Genomic DNA, 15247 nt, shown 5'->3' with positions numbered 1-15247 from the left:
ACACAGAAACACCTGCGTAACCCAACCCTTTGGGACGCAGCATGCAGGCACGATGATCACTCCAGCCGTGGGAGCGAGCCTGCTCGCGAAAGGTGCAGAACACTCGCCGCGCCTAGGCTGCCTGAAACACGGTCTTCGCGAGCAAGCTCGCTCCCACGGGTTTGGCGGACAGAGCCATGAATAACTGGATAAGCGCCCTTGCCGATCTTCAGGCCCGTGGTGAGCCTGCGATTCTGGTGACGATCATCGAAGAACTGGGGTCCACACCACGCAATGCCGGCTCTAAGATGGTGGTCAGTGCCGAGCGGATTCACGACACCATTGGCGGCGGGCATCTGGAATACAAGGCCATGCACATCGCCCGCGAAATGCTGGCCAGTGGCACACGGCAAACCCGGCTGGAGCGCTTCAATCTGGGCGCGAGTCTGGGGCAATGCTGCGGCGGTGTTAACGTGCTGCTGTTCGAACCGATGGGCGAGCCGGTCGCGCAGATCGCCGTATTCGGCGCCGGTCATGTGGGCCGCGCCCTGGTGCCGCTGCTGGCCAGCCTGCCGTGCCGCGTGCGCTGGATCGATTCGCGCGAGAACGAATTCCCGGAATCGATGCCTGATGGCGTGACCAGAATCATCAACGACGATCCGGTCGATGAAATCGCGAATCTGCCCGCTGGCAGCTACTGCATCGTGATGACCCACAATCATCAACTGGACTTCGAACTGACCGCTGCCATCCTCCAGCGTGGGGACTTCGGCTACTTCGGCCTGATTGGTTCGCGCACCAAACGGGTCAAATTCGAACACCGTCTGCGTGAACGCGGTTTCGACGCAGGTCTTTTACAACGCATGCGCTGCCCGATGGGGCTTGCCGAGGTCAAAGGCAAGCTGCCCATCGAGATTGCCGTATCCATCGCCGCCGAGGTCATTGCGACCTATAACGCAGACTTCGGCCAGCAAAGCGCCAACACCCAACCTATCGCCAAACTGCTGCCCGCCTCGCGTCGCAGCAGGTCGTCATGAGATGCCCATGAGTTCAGTTACGTCCCGCAAAGCCTACCGCGCCGCCATCGTCCATAGCATCGCCGACCCTGCCGACGTCGGGCCTGAGGCGTCCTTCGAATACTTCGCGGACGGTCTGATACTCGTGGAAAACGGCAAGATCACGGCCATCGGTCATGCCCAAGAGCTGCTGGCGACGCTGAATGACGATGTTGAGCTTATTCGATACCCTGACGCCCTGATCACGCCCGGCTTCATCGACACCCACATCCACCTGCCGCAAACCGGCATGATCGGTGCCTATGGCGAGCAGCTGCTGGACTGGCTCAACACTTACACTTTCCCCTGCGAGCGCCAGTTCGCCGATCCTGAGCATTCGGCGCAGGTGGCGGATATTTTCATCAAAGAACTGCTGCGCAACGGCACCACGACGGCACTGGTGTTCGGCAGCGTGCACAAGGCGTCGGTGGAAGCGTTCTTCAGCGCTGCGCAACAGCTCAACCTGCGCATGATCGCGGGCAAAGTGATGATGGACCGCAATGCACCGGACTATCTGGTGGATACGCCCGAATCCGGTTATGCCGACAGCAAGGCGCTGATCGAACGCTGGCATGGCCAGGGTCGCTTGAGCTACGCCGTCACACCGCGTTTCGCCCCGACCAGCAGCCCGGAGCAACTAGCGCTGGCCGGTCAACTGCTGCAGGAATACCCCGGCCTGTACATGCAGACCCACATCAGCGAAAACCTGCAGGAAGTCGAATGGGTCAAGGCGCTGTTCCCCGAGCGCAAGCATTACCTGGATGTCTACGACCATTTCAACCTGCTGAGCGAACGCTCGGTGTTCGCCCACGGCGTGCATCTGTGTGACGAGCAATGCGCTCGTCTGGCGCAGACCGGCTCGGCCATCGCCTTCTGCCCGACCTCGAACCTGTTCCTGGGCAGCGGCCTGTTCAACCTGCCGATGGCCGAGAAACACAAGGTCAACGTTGGGTTGGGCACCGACGTGGGCGGCGGTACCAGCTTTTCCATCCTGCAAACGCTCAACGAAGCCTACAAAGTGATGCAGATGCAAGGCGCACGGTTGAGTCCGCTCAAGTCGCTGTACCTGGCGACACTGGGTGGCGCACGGGCGCTGCGTCTGGAGGACAAGGTCGGGAGCCTCAACGTTGGCAACGAAGCCGACTTCGTGGTGCTGGACTACAACGCCACGCCGCTGTTGTCGTACCGCTTGAAGCAGGCGAAAGACATTGAAGAGATTCTGTTCGTGCTGATGACCCTTGGCGATGACAGGACCGTCAAGGAAACCTGGTCGGCGGGTGAGCGGGTGCATGTGCGGGGTTGAATGCGACGCGAGCGTTATTTGAGGCAGGTATGCAACCTGTGGGAGGCGTCACTACGTCTTCGACGCAGTGCTGTCGCGCAGTAAGCAACGAGCGTCGTGGAAGCGGACTCGTCCGTGAATGCTGCATTTCAGTTGCTGAACCTTCATCGGCCGTACCCGCCTTCGCGGACAAGTCCGCTCCCACTGAGTTTGCTGCGCGGCCCGCTCACTACGTAGAAGACGTGAAGAACCTTCCCACAAGGTCGCGTTCATTCAGTGAGCCCGACTCTGCCCGTCGATGCTTAGCCGCGCTTCACGCCAAGGCAAGACCTTCCGCCGCCACCGGCACCACCAGAATCCCCGCCCGCAAACCATTCTTCACCTTCGGATTCGGGAAGATGATCCGAGCGCCCTCTTCCTTCACCACCCAGCGTGAATCACTCACGTCCTCAGCAAGCACAAACCCTTTTTTCAGCGGAGAAAAGTTCTCCACGTCGTCGGCCAGATGGAATTTGAAGGCATCACTGCGTTTGATCACTTCCCGTGCCACGCTGAACAATTGCAGGCCGTCGAGCGAGTCATCCGGCTCAGGCTCGGTGCCTTCAATCAGTTGCTCCAGGCTTGCGCGCAACGGACCAAGGTTGACCTGCTGGTTCTGCCCGAAAGGCCGGGCCTTGCCCAGTTCGAGTGTGAAGGCTTCAACCCCCAACTGATCGTAGGTGTAGGCGCTGAACACGATCGACGGTTTGTTCTGCAACAGCACCGCGCTCATGCCTGCGGCGCGCAATCGGGCCAGTTCGCGGCGTGAATGCTTACGGCCTTCTTTCCACGGATACAGTGCGAACTGCTCGATCTTCGACCCTCGGATCGCGGTGTGCAGGTCGTAGTGCAGTCGGTAGCGGTCGGGCAGCTTGAAAAAGCTCGCCGCCAGTCGCTCCAGCTCGCAGGCGCGCAAGGCCTCGGAGCCGCCGCTTTGTTCGTGACGGCCATTGAAAAGCCGGTTGACGTCCTGCTCGACGAACCGAGTGCCGCGACGCATCGCTTCCGGGTTGCCGAACAGGAACATAATACGGGCGCGCGGTTTCAGATCGCCGCGCGCAATGCTACGGATCAGTTGATCCAGCAGCTCGATGGGGGCCGTCTCATTGCCGTGAATACCGGCTGACAGCAGCAGGTCAGTGCCGTTGTCACGAGCCTCAGGCGGGCGAACTTCCAGCGCCCCCTCGCCCAGCCAGCGCATGCGCACGCCTTCGACGGTCAGTTGAGTCTTTTCCGCCGGCTCACGTCCGGCCAGGGTCAAATCAAGCAGTTTGCCGAGAGCGAGCATGGCGCGCTTCCTTACGGGTTATTTCAGTGGTTGCAGTCAGGACCGTGTACATGGCCGTCTTCTTCCTCGGCGCCCATGTCGGCCGGTTCCATTTCCAGCTGCAGGCTGACCAGGTTGGTGGCCAGTGGACGCAGCAGCAGGTTGGCGTATTCAGCGTCGTCTTCTTCGACGTCAACGCCAATCAGCAACTGGCCGCGGCCGTCTTGCTGAATCCACAATTCCTTGCCCTGCCAGATGACGGCAACGCGGGTGCAGGAGGTTTCCAACTGGGTGCCATCGGTGTCTTCGAGGATTAACTGCAGGGCGTCGCTCATGTTGGGAATGCTCTTGAAAGGAGAAATCATGCGTCGGGCCTTGGCTCGACGCGTAGGTATCAAACGAGTTGAAAAGGATAAACGGCGCCCAGTTTAAGGATTTGCGTCAGTTCATCCAATGCCGTTCGGCATTCGGTCAGCAATCGGGGGTCGGCCAGGTCGTTTTCGCTCATGCGATCACGATAGTGCCGGTCGACCCATTGGGTCAGGGTTTCATACAGCGGTGCAGTCATGATCACGCCGGAATTGACAGCCGCCAGCTCGGCTTCATTCAGTGCGACGCGCAGGCGCAGGCACGCGGGACCACCACCGTTCTGCATGCTTTGCTTGAGGTCGAACACCTTGACTTCGGCCACCGGGCTATCGTCAGTGACCAGACGTTGCAGGTAGCTCCAGACGCTGCTGTTGGCTTGACACTCTTGCGGCACGATCAGCAGCATCGTGCCGTCTGCGCGTGACAGCAGTTGGCTGTTGAACAGGTAAGAACGCACTGCATCGGCCACCGAGACGTCGGCGCGTGGCACGCAGATCGCTCGCAACTGGCCACCGACCCGCGCAAGTTTTTCGCGCAACTCGTCCAGCATCGACTCGGTGTGGAGGAAGGCGTCCTCGTGATAGAACAGCACCTCGCCGTTGCCGACCGCGATCACGTCGTTGTGAAATACCCCCTGATCGATCACCGCCGGGTTTTGCTGCCCGTAGACCACCCCGTCATCGTTCAGGCCGTGAAGACGTGCTACGGCTTTGGAAGCCTCCAGCGTCTGCCGCGCGGGGTACTTCTGCGGCGCCGGATAACGTGTGTCGAAAGCGCTGCGCCCGAACACAAAAAACTCGACGCCCGCCTCGCCATAATCCCGGCAGAAACGCGTGTGGTTGGCGGCCCCTTCGTCGCCGAACTGGGCAACGGCTGGCAACGCCGCGTGATGCGCGAAGTGCTGAGCATCGGCAAACATTGCACCCAGCACGCGACTGGTCGTCGGGTGTTCGATGCTGCGATGGTATTTGCAGTTGAGGTTGGCCGCAGTGAAATGCACCCGGCCGTCGGCCGTGTCGGCGCTCGGGCTGACGGTCGCCGCGTTGGCCACCCACATGCTCGACGCCGAGCAACTGGCCACCAGCAGCGGCATGTCCTGTCGAGCGACCTTTTCAATGACCTGTTCGTCGCTGCCGGTAAAGCCCAATTGACGCAAACCGGCCACATCAGGGCGCTCTTGAGGTGCCAGTACGCCCTGAGTGAAGCCCAGGTCCATCAGCGCTTTCATTTTCGCCAGGCCCTGTAGCGCCGCCTCACGAGGGTTGGAACATTGCTGGCTGTTGCTTTGGGACGCGACATTACCGTAGGACAACCCGCCGTAGTTGTGGGTTGGCCCGACCAGACCGTCAAAATTCACTTCACAGGATTTCATCGGCAAGGCTCCGTGGATCTGTTTTTATAAGCAATCGTTGCGTGCACAGTCAGCTCAGCCTGATGCCCGGAGTCAGCGTCGTCGGCAGCGTCAGGCTGTCGGTTTCAAGGGATGCCACCGGATACGCGCAGTAATCGGCCGCGTAATACGCACTGGCCCGGTGATTGCCCGACGCGCCCACGCCACCGAACGGCGCGCTGCTGGCGGCGCCAGTCAACTGCTTGTTCCAGTTGACGATACCGGCGCGGCTTTCCAGCCAGAACTGCTGATAGCGCGCCTGTGAATCCGACAGCAAGCCAGCGGCCAGACCGTACTGGGTGTTGTTGGCCTCGGCGATGGCGGCGTCGAAATCGGCGTAGCGAATCACCTGCAGCAGCGGGCCGAACAGCTCTTCGTCAGACCGCTCGCTGGCCGCCGTCACATCGATGATGCCCGGCGTCAGCAAGGCAGACTGGGCCAGCGGCTGGCGCATCTCCAGCAACGACACAGCACCTTTGGCCAGCAGAACGCGCTGGGCGTCCAGCAGACCAAGCGCTGCGTCCAGCGAGATCACCGAGCCCATGAACGGCGCAGGCTGCTGGTCGAACGAGCCGACTTCGATGGTTTCGCTCACGGCGACCAGCCGGGCCAGAAAGGCATCGCCCCAATCGCCCTGCGGCACGAGCAGCCGACGCGCACACGTACAACGCTGACCGGCAGAAATGAAGGCCGACTGAATCACGGTGTACACCGCAGCGTCCATGTCCTGCACCTGATCGATCACCAGCGGGTTGTTGCCGCCCATTTCCAGGGCGAGGATCTTGTCCGGACGTCCGGCGAATTGCTGATGCAGTGCGTTGCCGGTTCGGCTTGAACCGGTGAAGAACAGCCCGTCGATACCGGGGTTGGCAGCCAGCGCGATGCCGGTTTCGCGGTCACCCTGCAACAGGTTCAGCACCCCGCTCGGCAGACCGGCTTCGATCCAGCACTTGACGGTCAGCTCGGCCACTTTCGGGGTCAGCTCGCTGGGTTTGAACAGCACACTATTGCCCGCCAGCAGCGCCGGAACGATGTGACCATTGGGCAGATGACCGGGGAAGTTGTAAGGGCCGAAGACCGCCACCACGCCATGCGGCTTGTGACGCAATACTGCGGTAGCGTCACCCAGCGGACCACTCTTTTCGCCGGTGCGCTCGCGATAGCTCTGCACCGAAATGGCGACCTTGTTGATCATGGTGGTGACTTCGGTGGCCGACTCCCACAGCGGTTTGCCGGTTTCTTCGCCAATGCAGTGGGCCAGGTCGTCAGCGTGGTGCTTGAGCCGTGCAGCGAAGGCTTCCAGTACGTCGATCCGCTCCTGCAATGAACGACGCGCCCAGCCAGGAAACGCCTGTCGCGCAGCCTGCACCGCCAGTTCGACCTGCCCGGCCGTTGCGCCCTGACCGGACCACAACACCTGCTGCGTCACCGGGTTAAGCGAGGTGATCGTCTCACCCTGCCCGGCCAGCCAGGCGCCTGCGATATACAGCGTACTCATCACACCCCCTCCCGCGCCGCCGACAGCGGCACTGCCCGCACATTGTCGCCAGCACTCATGCGCAGGCGCTTGGCGGTCATCGGATCGACCACCAACGTGCCAGCGGCGAAACGCGCCGGACCGACCGTGATGCGGCAGTCTTCGCGCTTGCGGTTGTAGATCAAAAATTGTGGCGCGTCGTCGCCCGGCGTGCCAATGGCCAGAACCAGCGCCTGGCTGTCGTGTACCGCGCGAATCTTGCCGGTTTCACACTCGATGGCAGGCCCTGCGTCGAAGATGTCGACGTAGCCCTGATAACTGAAGCCTTCGGCCTTGAGCATGGTCAGGGCAGGCTCGGTGTCGGCGTGGACACGGCCAACCACGTTGCGCGCATCTTCGGAAAGAAAGCAGGTGTACAGCGGAAACTTGGGCATCAGCTCGGCGATGAACGCTTTGTTGCCGACGCCGGTCAGGTAATCGGCCTGGCTGAATTCCATCTTGAAGAAGTGCCGACCCAGGCTTTCCCAGAACGGCGAACGGCCGTTCTCGTCGGACATGCCGCGCATCTCGGCGATGATCTTGTTGCCAAACAGTTTCGGAAACTCGGCGATGAACAGCATCCGCGCTTTGGACAGCAGGCGGCCGTTGAGGCCGTTGCGCGCATCGCTGCGCAAGAACAGCGAACACAGCTCCGAATTGCCGGTCAGGTCGTTGGCCAGAAACAGCGTCGGAATCTCACGGTAGATGTTCAGCTCCTGCGACGCACTGACGGTCAGCCCGACCCGGTAGTTGTACCAGGGTTCGCGCAGACCGACGGCGCCAGCAATGGCCGAAATACCGACCACACGCCCTTCATCGTCTTCGAGCACGAACAGGTAGTCCGCGTCGCCCCGCTCGGCTTCGCCGCGAAAGGTCTTTTCGGCCCAGCCGACCCGGTGCGCCAGACGCTCCTCGTTGGCAGGCAGAGTCGTCAGGCCAGCACCGGTGCTGCGCGCCAATTCAATCAGCGCGGGCAGGTCACTGCTGCGTACGGGACGAACGATCATGTTATCTCCTCAGCGGCTCTCAAGAGCCTCGACACTCACTTATCAGCATTCGCAGGTCTTGCTCAGACCGCCACGATCCGCACACTGGCACCTTCACCGACGCCCAAGGCCTCGGCGGCCTGCAGGCTCAGCACCACGGGGCGTCCCGGGGCCCAGTCCAGCTCCAGCAGCACGGCGCGGTAATCCTGCAGCAGCCCGTTGGCAACCAGATACGAGCGCCCGCCGCGACCCACATCGCTGGCGCTGTTAGGGCCGGGTTCGATCTTCACCGGCACCAAACGGCTCTGGGCGATCGAGCGAATCCCGGAAACCCGCGCGTGCAATGTCGGGCCGCCGTCGAATATGTCGATGTAATGATCGGTTTCGAAGCCTTCGCGCATCAGGATGTCGAAGGTGATCTGCGCACGCGGATGGACCTGCCCCATCGCTTCCTGCGCCGCGTCGGGCAACAGTGGGACGTAGATCGGGTAATGCGGCATCAACTCGGCAAGGAATGTCCGGCTTTTCAGCCCGCACAGGCGTTCGGCGGCGGCGTAGTTGATGTCGAAGAAGTTGCGACCGATGGCGTCCCAGAACGGCGAGTCGCCATTCTCGTCGCTGTAGCCAACGATCTCGGTCACCACCGAGTCGGCAAAGCGCTCAGGATGGCTGGCGACGAACAGCAGACGGCCACGAGAATTGAGTTCCGACCAGGCCGTGCCCACCAACTCAGGCGCCACGTAGAAACTGGTCAGCAGGCTGTTGCCGGTCAGGTCATGGCACTGCGACAACACGTGAATCTTGTTGTGAATTTTCAGTTCGCGAGAAGCATGCACGAAGGTTTCGTTGCGAAAGCTGTAGAAAGGCTCGGAGTAACCCGCCGACGCGACGATGCCCGAACAGCCGACCAACTGGCCGCTCTCGCTGTCCTCGAGCACGAAGAAGTAGGTTTCTTCGCCGTTGAAGCTGACCTCAGCCGAGAACGACGCCTCCGAAGAGCCGATCTTGTCGCTCAAGCGGCCAGCATCGTCGGGCAAGGACGTGACACCAATCGGGCTGTCGGCGGCGAGGCGTTGAACCTCGGCCAGATCAGCCATTTGCGCGGGGCGCATCACCAGCATGGTGCCACTCCTTGTAGATCCACAGGCCGGAACGACCGGCGCTAAAAAAAGCACCACGCGGCGTCATGTCCGCAAGGTGCCAGAAAGTGGCCGGTGTCCGCCAACGCGAACACCGGCAGGTCCTGCGTTGAATCAGGACGTCAGTTTGGCGACGGCGCGCTCGAAGCGGTTCAGGCCTTCGTCGATGTCGGCGTCTTCGATCACCAAGCTTGGCGCAAAACGAATCACATCAGGACCGGCCTGCAAAATCATCAGGTCATGGGCTTCTGCTGCGTTGAAGAAGTCCTTGGCCTTGCCTTTCCAGGCATCGGACAGTACGCAGCCGATCAACAGACCGAGGCCCCGAACCTGGCTGAACACGCCGTATTGCTGGCCGATCTTTTCCAGACGGGTCTTGAAGCGCTCGTGCTTGGCCTTGACGCCCGCCAGAACTTGCGGAGTGTTGACGACATCGATGACCGCCTCGCCCACCGCGCAAGCCAACGGGTTGCCGCCGTACGTGGTGCCGTGTACGCCGACCGCCAGATGCTTGGCCAGCGCGTCGGTGGTCAGCATCGCCGCCAGCGGGAAGCCGCCGCCAATGCTCTTGGCGCTGGAAAGAATGTCCGGGGTCACGCCGTAATGCATGTAGGCGAACAGGTGACCGCTACGGCCCATGCCGCTCTGCACTTCGTCGAACACCAGCAGCGCTTTGTGCTCGTCGCACAATGCGCGCGCGCCTTGCAGGTATTCAAGCTCGCCGGGCAGCACGCCGCCTTCGCCTTGAATCGGCTCCAGCACCACGGCGCAAGTCCTATCGGACACAGCCGCTTTGAGCGCGTCGAGATCGTTGTACGGTACGTGCGTGATGCCGGTGATCTTCGGGCCGAAACCGTCGGAGTACTTTGGCTGGCCGCCCACGCTCACGGTGAACAGGGTGCGACCATGAAAGCTGTTCACGGCGGCGATGATTTCGTACTTTTCCGGACCATACAGGTCATGCGCTACGCGACGGGCCAGCTTGAAAGCCGCTTCGTTCGCTTCGGCACCGGAGTTACAGAAGAACACACGATCCGCAAACGTTGCTTCCACCAGTTTCTTGGCCAGGCGCAACGTCGGCTCATTGGTGAAGACGTTGGACACGTGCCACAGATTGTTGGCCTGCTCGGTCAAGGCACCGACCAGCGCCGGGTGGCAGTGGCCCAATACGTTGACGGCGATCCCGCCCGAAAAATCCACCAACTCGCGGCCCGCCTGGTCCCAGACTCGGGAACCCGCGCCACGCACAGGGATGAACCCGGCCGGCGCGTAGTTGGGGACCATTACCTGGTCGAAATCGGCGCGTTGCACCGCAGCATGCTCAACGGACATCGGAGTCTCCTGATGAGGAACGCCTGCCTGAAACGGGCAAGCGATGGAAAGATTGTAAGGATTGATTCGGCTTGGACCTTGCCGCCAGGCGACAACTTGTTACAGCGCAAAACCGTGTTTTTTCAGGGTTTTCGGCAATGCGACATATTGCGTCACAAAGACGCAGTTTAAACCGATTGAAGTCCGGTGTCTGGCCCGGCGCTGTTTCGATGCGGACACGATTCACAGCGCTGTGGGAGGCCTCGCCGTATCTTTGACGTGGCGCTGTCGCACGACAAACTTCGTGGGAGCGGACTTGTCCACGAAATGGCCAGTACATCCGACGAATATTCAGCGATCGAAATGCAGTATTCGCGGACAAGTCCGCAGTGTTTGCTGCGCGAAAGCACCACGTCTTAGACAAGACGGAACCTCCCACAGCAAATAACGTCCTCGACAGCTTATGCTTTTTTGAACGTTCAGCCGCGCTCGGCTGGCACCGGCGACAGCTCGAAGGGGCTGCTGCTGCGTCGCTGGTTGCGGTCTTCACGGGGCGTGGCGCCGAAGAAGTTGCGGTACGCGCTGGAGAAATGCGGCCCCGATGAAAACCCGCAAGACAGGCCGATCTGGATGATCGACTTGCTGGTTTGCATCAGCATCTGGCGCGCCTTGTTCAGGCGCAGTTCCAGGTAGTACTGGCTCGGCACGCGGTTGAGATATTGCTTGAAGATGCGCTCCAGCTGACGACGCGACACGCAGACGTGCTGAGCGATTTCGTCGGTCGTCAGTGGCTCTTCGATATTGGCCTCCATCAGCAGCACCGCCTGGGTGAGCTTCGGATGGCTGGAACCCAGACGGTTCTGCAACGGAATGCGCTGACGCTCGCCACCCTCACGAATGCGCTCGACCACTAACTCTTCTGAAACCGCCCCCGCCAGTTCCGCGCCATGATCACGGGACAACACCGCCAGCAACAGGTCGAGTACCGACATGCCGCCGCAAGCTGTCAGGCGGTCGCGGTCCCAGTCGAACAAGTGGCTGGTGGCAATGACTTTTGGGAACCGCTCGCTGAAATCATCTTGCCAGCGCCAGTGTACGGCGGCGCGATAGCCGTCGAGCAGCCCCAGTTGCGCCAGCGGATAGACGCCTGCCGACAACCCCCCAATCGAACAGCCTGCACGCACCAACTGCTTGAGCGCACTGCCCAGCACCGATGCCACCGGAGCAGGAGGCTCGTCAGCCAACAGAAACAGTTTGTGCAGCCCATCCAGACGCCCCGCCCACGGCTGGCCCGGCAATTGCCAGCCACCGCTCGCGGCGGGATCGGCAGGCTCGGCCTGAAGAAATGACAACTCATAGACCACTTCAGGGTGCACGCGCTGGGCCACGCGCAAGGCTTCCTCGGCAAGCGCCAGGGTCAGGGCTTTGGTGCCAGGCCAGACAAGGAAACCTATTCGATGGGCAGTCATTGGGACATCCGATACGTAGCGCCGCAAAAGCCAAGCCCGCGAACAGGCTCGATCTGGAAACTCCAGGTCATGTCGCGTGTCGCGCAGCATGCCCTGTTCTGTTGTAAAAAGGCACCGCCAGGACGGTGCCGCTCATCACTTCAAGCTGCCGGACAAAAACTGCTGCAAGCGTTCGGTCTGCGGGTTGGCCAGCACTTCACGCGGATCACCGCGCTCCAGCACCACACCTTGGTGCAAAAACACCAATTGGTTGGAGACTTCACGGGCAAAGCCCATTTCGTGCGTCACCACCACCATCGTCCGACCTTCCTGAGCCAGCCCCTGCATGACCTTGAGCACATCGCCGACCAACTCTGGATCGAGCGCCGAGGTGGGCTCGTCGAAGAGCATCACTTCGGGCTCCATCGCCAGCGCCCGGGCAATCGCCACGCGCTGCTGCTCGCCACCGGACATGTGCCCCGGATAAGCATCCTTGCGGTGCCCGACGCCGACCTTGGCCAGGTAGTATTCGGCCTTTTCCAGGGCTTGCTTCTTTGGAACACCCAGCACATGCACCGGTGCCTCGATGATGTTCTGCAGGGCCGTCATGTGCGACCACAGGTTGAAATGCTGGAACACCATCGACAGCCGTGAACGCATGCGTTGCAACTGCTTGCCATCTGCAGCCTTGAGGCCGCCGTCCTTGTTCGGGGCCAGCTTGAGCTCTTCACCGTTAAGCAGGATCTTGCCGGCATGGGGTTGTTCCAGCAGGTTGATGCAGCGCAGGAACGTGCTTTTGCCCGATCCGCTGGAGCCGATGATGCTGATCACATCGCCAGCGCGGGCGGTCAGGGACACACCCTTGATCACTTCATGGCTGCCATACCGCTTGTGCAGGTCCTGGACTTCCAGTTTGTTCATGCTTTGGTTTCTCACAGAACGATCAATCACTGAGCAGGCGTCCCTGGCGCAGCGCCGTGCGCCCCGCCACTTTGGCCAGCCAGAAACCGGGTTGAGCGTAGCGAAGCCGCTCGATGGCAAACAGCACACCGGCAGTCGTCGCGCAAAGGGTGCTGACCTGATCGGACAGCGGATCGATGACTTCGAACAACGGCTCGCCGGGCTCGACCCACTCGCCAGGGGCACGCAGGAAAGTCACCACGCCGGGGTGCGGCGCGTAGAGCAACTCAGTGCCTTCGAACGGCATGCCTTCGCAGGCTTCGTGGGCGGGCTGAGGCCAGTCACCACTGATGAAACCCTGCTCGGCCAGAAACGCCAGAATACCTTCGGCATGGGCTTCGGCCTCAGGCTTGCCAGTGTCGGCCTGACCGCCCAGCTCGATGGTGGTCGCCAGACAGGCCAACGGAATCTGTGACTGAGGGAACATGCGCGACAAACGCAGCCACGGCAGCGAACAGGCTTCATCGAAAGAGCTGCCGCCCGAATCCTCGGCCAGCAACCCCACCTTGACGTTCAGGTGCGCCGACAACGAGCGCCACTGAGGCCAGTGCTGGGGCAAGGCGTACATGTGCAATGCGGCATCGGCGTCGCAGTGCAGATCCAGCACCACATCAGCGACGCAGGCATGTTTGAGCAGAATCTGCTGCATGCCCTGCAGCTCGGATTGCGGCGCAGGCAGGCGATCGAGCACAGTGCTCATGGCCTGGCGGATCATGTGCGTGTTGGCACGCGGATCATCACCCAGTTGCCCTTCCAGCAACTCGGCGACCGGCTCGCTCAATTCGGTGAAATCGCGGTTGAAGTTCTTACCGCTGCCGAACTCGAAACGCCCTTGATGCGCACCTTGCAGCAACTGACCAAGGCCCAGCGGGTTGGCGACCGGCACCAGCTCGATGATGCCTTTGAGCGCACCCTGCTGCTCAAGCTCGACAAGACGCTTTTTCAGCTCCCATGCCGTGCGCATGCCGGGCAGCTCGTCGGCGTGCAGGCTGGCCTGGATGTAGGCCTTGCGCTCGCCGGAGCCAAAACTGAACACGCTCAGTTTCCGCTCGGTGCCCAAGGTACTCCAAGGCAATACATGATCGATTCTTTGCATTTCAGACCTTCCGTGGGGCCATATAGCCCAGCCAGCGACGTTCAGCCATCTTGAACAGCCGCACCAGAATGAATGTCAGGCACAGATAGAAAACGCCTGCGGTGATGTACGCCTCGAAAGGCAGGTAGAACTGGGCGTTGACCGTACGCGCCGCGCCAGTGATGTCAATGAGGGTCACGATGGAGGCCAGACTGGTAGTCTGCAGCATCATGATCACTTCGTTGCTGTACTGCGGCAGCGCCCGACGCAGCGCCGAGGGCAGCAGGATGCGGCGGTACATCTTCGCGCGCGACATCCCCATTGCCCGAGCGGCTTCGATCTCACCGGCAGGCGTGGCCTTGAGGCTGCCCGCGATGATTTCTGCGGTATAGGCGCTGGTGTTCACAGCGAATGCCAGGCACGCACAGAACGTTGCACTGGACAGCCACGGCCAAAGAACGCTCTCGCGCACGGCTTCGAACTGGGCCAGGCCGTAATAGATCAGGAACAACTGCACCAGCATCGGCGTGCCGCGGATCACATAGGTATAGAGCCAGGCCGGCATGTTCACCCACGGGTTTTTCGAGACCCGCATCAGGCCCAGCGGCAAGGCTGCAACAAGGCCGAAGCCCAGAGAAATCGCCAGCAGCTTGAGAGTGACGACCAGACCGCCAAAGTACAGCGGCAGGCTTTCCCAGACGACGTTGTAATCGAAGATCATAGGTCAGCCGCCCTAACGCCTACGGAGTAGCGTTTTTCCAGATAACGCAGGGCCAGCAGCGACACGCTGGTGATCACCAGGTACATCGCTGCGACCGCGAGAAAGAAGGTAAAGGGCTCGCGGGTGGCATCGGCCGCCTGCTTGGCCTTGAACATCATGTCCTGCAGACCGACCACCGAAATCAGCGCGGTGGCCTTGGTCAGAACCAGCCAGTTATTGGTGAAGCCGGGAATCGCCAGACGGATCATCTGCGGCACCAATATGCGGAAAAACACTTTGCCGCTGCTCATGCCATACGCCATGCCCGCCTCGGCCTGTCCCTTGGGGATGGCCATGAACGCACCACGGAAGGTTTCGGACAGGTATGCGCCAAAGATGAAGCCCAGCGTGCAGACTCCGGCCGCGAACGGATCGAGATCGATGTAATCCTCAAAACCGAGCAGGGGTGCGACCCGATTGAGCAGGTCCTGGCCGCCGTAGAAGATCAGCAGGATCAAAACCAGGTCGGGAATACCGCGAATCACAGTGCTATACAGATCGCCCATCCAGGCCAGCCAGCGCACCGGCGACAGACGAAGCGCCACGCCGATCAGACCGAGAACGATCGCCAGGGCCATCGACGACAGCGCCAACTGCAACGTCAGCCAGGCACCTTCGAGGATCACAGCCCCGTAGCCTTTCAACATCATGTGCGGTCCTCAAGCGTGGAA

The 15247-nt window shown here is 61.2% G+C and carries 14 protein-coding genes; 2 read left to right on the top strand and 12 right to left on the bottom strand.

Annotation, left to right across the window (positions count from 1 at the left end):
* Window positions 1–176: 176 nt before the first annotated feature.
* Window positions 177–1016: a xanthine dehydrogenase accessory protein XdhC gene (xdhC, locus tag ALP40_RS03085; protein ID WP_122206818.1), complete on the top strand. Its 840-nt coding sequence runs from the start codon at window positions 177–179 to the stop codon at window positions 1014–1016.
* 7 nt (window positions 1017–1023) lie between these two features.
* Window positions 1024–2337: a guanine deaminase gene (gene guaD, locus ALP40_RS03080; protein ID WP_122206817.1), complete on the top strand. Its 1314-nt coding sequence runs from the start codon at window positions 1024–1026 to the stop codon at window positions 2335–2337.
* Window positions 2338–2629: 292 nt separating this feature from the next.
* On the opposite strand, the gene astE is transcribed toward guaD, so the two are convergent.
* The 12 genes from astE to ALP40_RS03015 form a co-directional block, all read right to left on the bottom strand.
* The gene (gene astE / locus ALP40_RS03075; RefSeq protein ID WP_122206816.1) at window positions 2630–3643 is read right to left on the bottom strand and encodes a succinylglutamate desuccinylase; all 1014 of its coding nucleotides are present in this window, start codon (window positions 3641–3643) and stop codon (window positions 2630–2632) included.
* Between the two features lie 23 nt (window positions 3644–3666).
* A complete protein-coding gene (locus ALP40_RS03070) occupies window positions 3667–3957 on the bottom strand; it encodes a topoisomerase II (RefSeq protein ID WP_122207420.1) in 291 nt (96 codons plus the stop codon).
* Between the two features lie 59 nt (window positions 3958–4016).
* The gene (gene astB, locus ALP40_RS03065) at window positions 4017–5363 is read right to left on the bottom strand and encodes an N-succinylarginine dihydrolase (protein ID WP_122206815.1); all 1347 of its coding nucleotides are present in this window, start codon (window positions 5361–5363) and stop codon (window positions 4017–4019) included.
* A gap of 49 nt (window positions 5364–5412) precedes the next feature.
* Window positions 5413–6882, bottom strand: a complete 1470-nt coding sequence (astD, locus tag ALP40_RS03060; protein ID WP_181112307.1) for a succinylglutamate-semialdehyde dehydrogenase — start codon at window positions 6880–6882, stop codon at window positions 5413–5415.
* A complete protein-coding gene (gene astA, locus ALP40_RS03055; RefSeq protein ID WP_122206813.1) occupies window positions 6879–7904 on the bottom strand; it encodes an arginine N-succinyltransferase in 1026 nt (341 codons plus the stop codon). The genes astD and astA overlap by 4 nt, the downstream gene beginning before the upstream one ends.
* A 62-nt stretch (window positions 7905–7966) precedes the next feature.
* On the bottom strand, window positions 7967–9004 hold the full coding sequence (gene aruF, locus ALP40_RS03050; protein WP_122206812.1) for an arginine/ornithine succinyltransferase subunit alpha: 1038 nt from the start codon (window positions 9002–9004) through the stop codon (window positions 7967–7969).
* Window positions 9005–9136: 132 nt separating this feature from the next.
* On the bottom strand, window positions 9137–10354 hold the full coding sequence (locus tag ALP40_RS03045) for an aspartate aminotransferase family protein (protein ID WP_122206811.1): 1218 nt from the start codon (window positions 10352–10354) through the stop codon (window positions 9137–9139).
* Between the two features lie 458 nt (window positions 10355–10812).
* The gene (argR, locus tag ALP40_RS03035; protein ID WP_181112305.1) at window positions 10813–11802 is read right to left on the bottom strand and encodes a transcriptional regulator ArgR; all 990 of its coding nucleotides are present in this window, start codon (window positions 11800–11802) and stop codon (window positions 10813–10815) included.
* A 135-nt stretch (window positions 11803–11937) separates the two neighbouring features.
* Entirely contained in the window at window positions 11938–12702 is a 765-nt protein-coding gene (locus ALP40_RS03030) for an ABC transporter ATP-binding protein (RefSeq protein ID WP_122206809.1), read from the bottom strand.
* Window positions 12703–12724: 22 nt separating this feature from the next.
* Window positions 12725–13837, bottom strand: a complete 1113-nt coding sequence (locus ALP40_RS03025) for a M14 family metallopeptidase (RefSeq protein ID WP_122206808.1) — start codon at window positions 13835–13837, stop codon at window positions 12725–12727.
* Window position 13838: 1 nt separating this feature from the next.
* Window positions 13839–14537, bottom strand: coding sequence for an ABC transporter permease (locus ALP40_RS03020; RefSeq protein ID WP_122206807.1), 699 nt, complete (start codon window positions 14535–14537; stop codon window positions 13839–13841).
* Complete coding sequence (locus ALP40_RS03015) at window positions 14534–15223, bottom strand: ABC transporter permease (protein WP_122207418.1); 690 nt, start codon at window positions 15221–15223, stop codon at window positions 14534–14536. The genes ALP40_RS03020 and ALP40_RS03015 overlap by 4 nt, the downstream gene beginning before the upstream one ends.
* Window positions 15224–15247 lie beyond the last annotated feature (24 nt).

This window comes from Pseudomonas viridiflava (assembly GCF_003702045.1).
GTDB lineage: Bacteria > Pseudomonadota > Gammaproteobacteria > Pseudomonadales > Pseudomonadaceae > Aquipseudomonas > Aquipseudomonas viridiflava_C.
This window is presented reverse-complemented; position numbering and strand designations above follow the sequence as displayed.

Bases quoted from the DNA above. Each gene is read 5' to 3' on its own strand.
- xdhC (WP_122206818.1), top strand. From the start codon at position 177: ATGAATAACTGGATAAGCGCCCTTGCCGATCTTCAGGCCCGTGGTGAG.
- guaD (WP_122206817.1), top strand. From the start codon at position 1,024: ATGAGTTCAGTTACGTCCCGCAAAGCCTACCGCGCCGCCATCGTCCAT.
- astE (WP_122206816.1), bottom strand. From the start codon at position 3,643: ATGCTCGCTCTCGGCAAACTGCTTGATTTGACCCTGGCCGGACGTGAG.
- ALP40_RS03070 (WP_122207420.1), bottom strand. From the start codon at position 3,957: ATGAGCGACGCCCTGCAGTTAATCCTCGAAGACACCGATGGCACCCAG.
- astB (WP_122206815.1), bottom strand. From the start codon at position 5,363: ATGAAATCCTGTGAAGTGAATTTTGACGGTCTGGTCGGGCCAACCCAC.
- astA (WP_122206813.1), bottom strand. From the start codon at position 7,904: ATGATCGTTCGTCCCGTACGCAGCAGTGACCTGCCCGCGCTGATTGAA.
- aruF (WP_122206812.1), bottom strand. From the start codon at position 9,004: ATGCTGGTGATGCGCCCCGCGCAAATGGCTGATCTGGCCGAGGTTCAA.
- ALP40_RS03045 (WP_122206811.1), bottom strand. From the start codon at position 10,354: ATGTCCGTTGAGCATGCTGCGGTGCAACGCGCCGATTTCGACCAGGTA.
- argR (WP_181112305.1), bottom strand. From the start codon at position 11,802: ATGACTGCCCATCGAATAGGTTTCCTTGTCTGGCCTGGCACCAAAGCC.
- ALP40_RS03030 (WP_122206809.1), bottom strand. From the start codon at position 12,702: ATGAACAAACTGGAAGTCCAGGACCTGCACAAGCGGTATGGCAGCCAT.
- ALP40_RS03025 (WP_122206808.1), bottom strand. From the start codon at position 13,837: ATGCAAAGAATCGATCATGTATTGCCTTGGAGTACCTTGGGCACCGAG.
- ALP40_RS03020 (WP_122206807.1), bottom strand. From the start codon at position 14,537: ATGATCTTCGATTACAACGTCGTCTGGGAAAGCCTGCCGCTGTACTTT.
- ALP40_RS03015 (WP_122207418.1), bottom strand. From the start codon at position 15,223: ATGTTGAAAGGCTACGGGGCTGTGATCCTCGAAGGTGCCTGGCTGACG.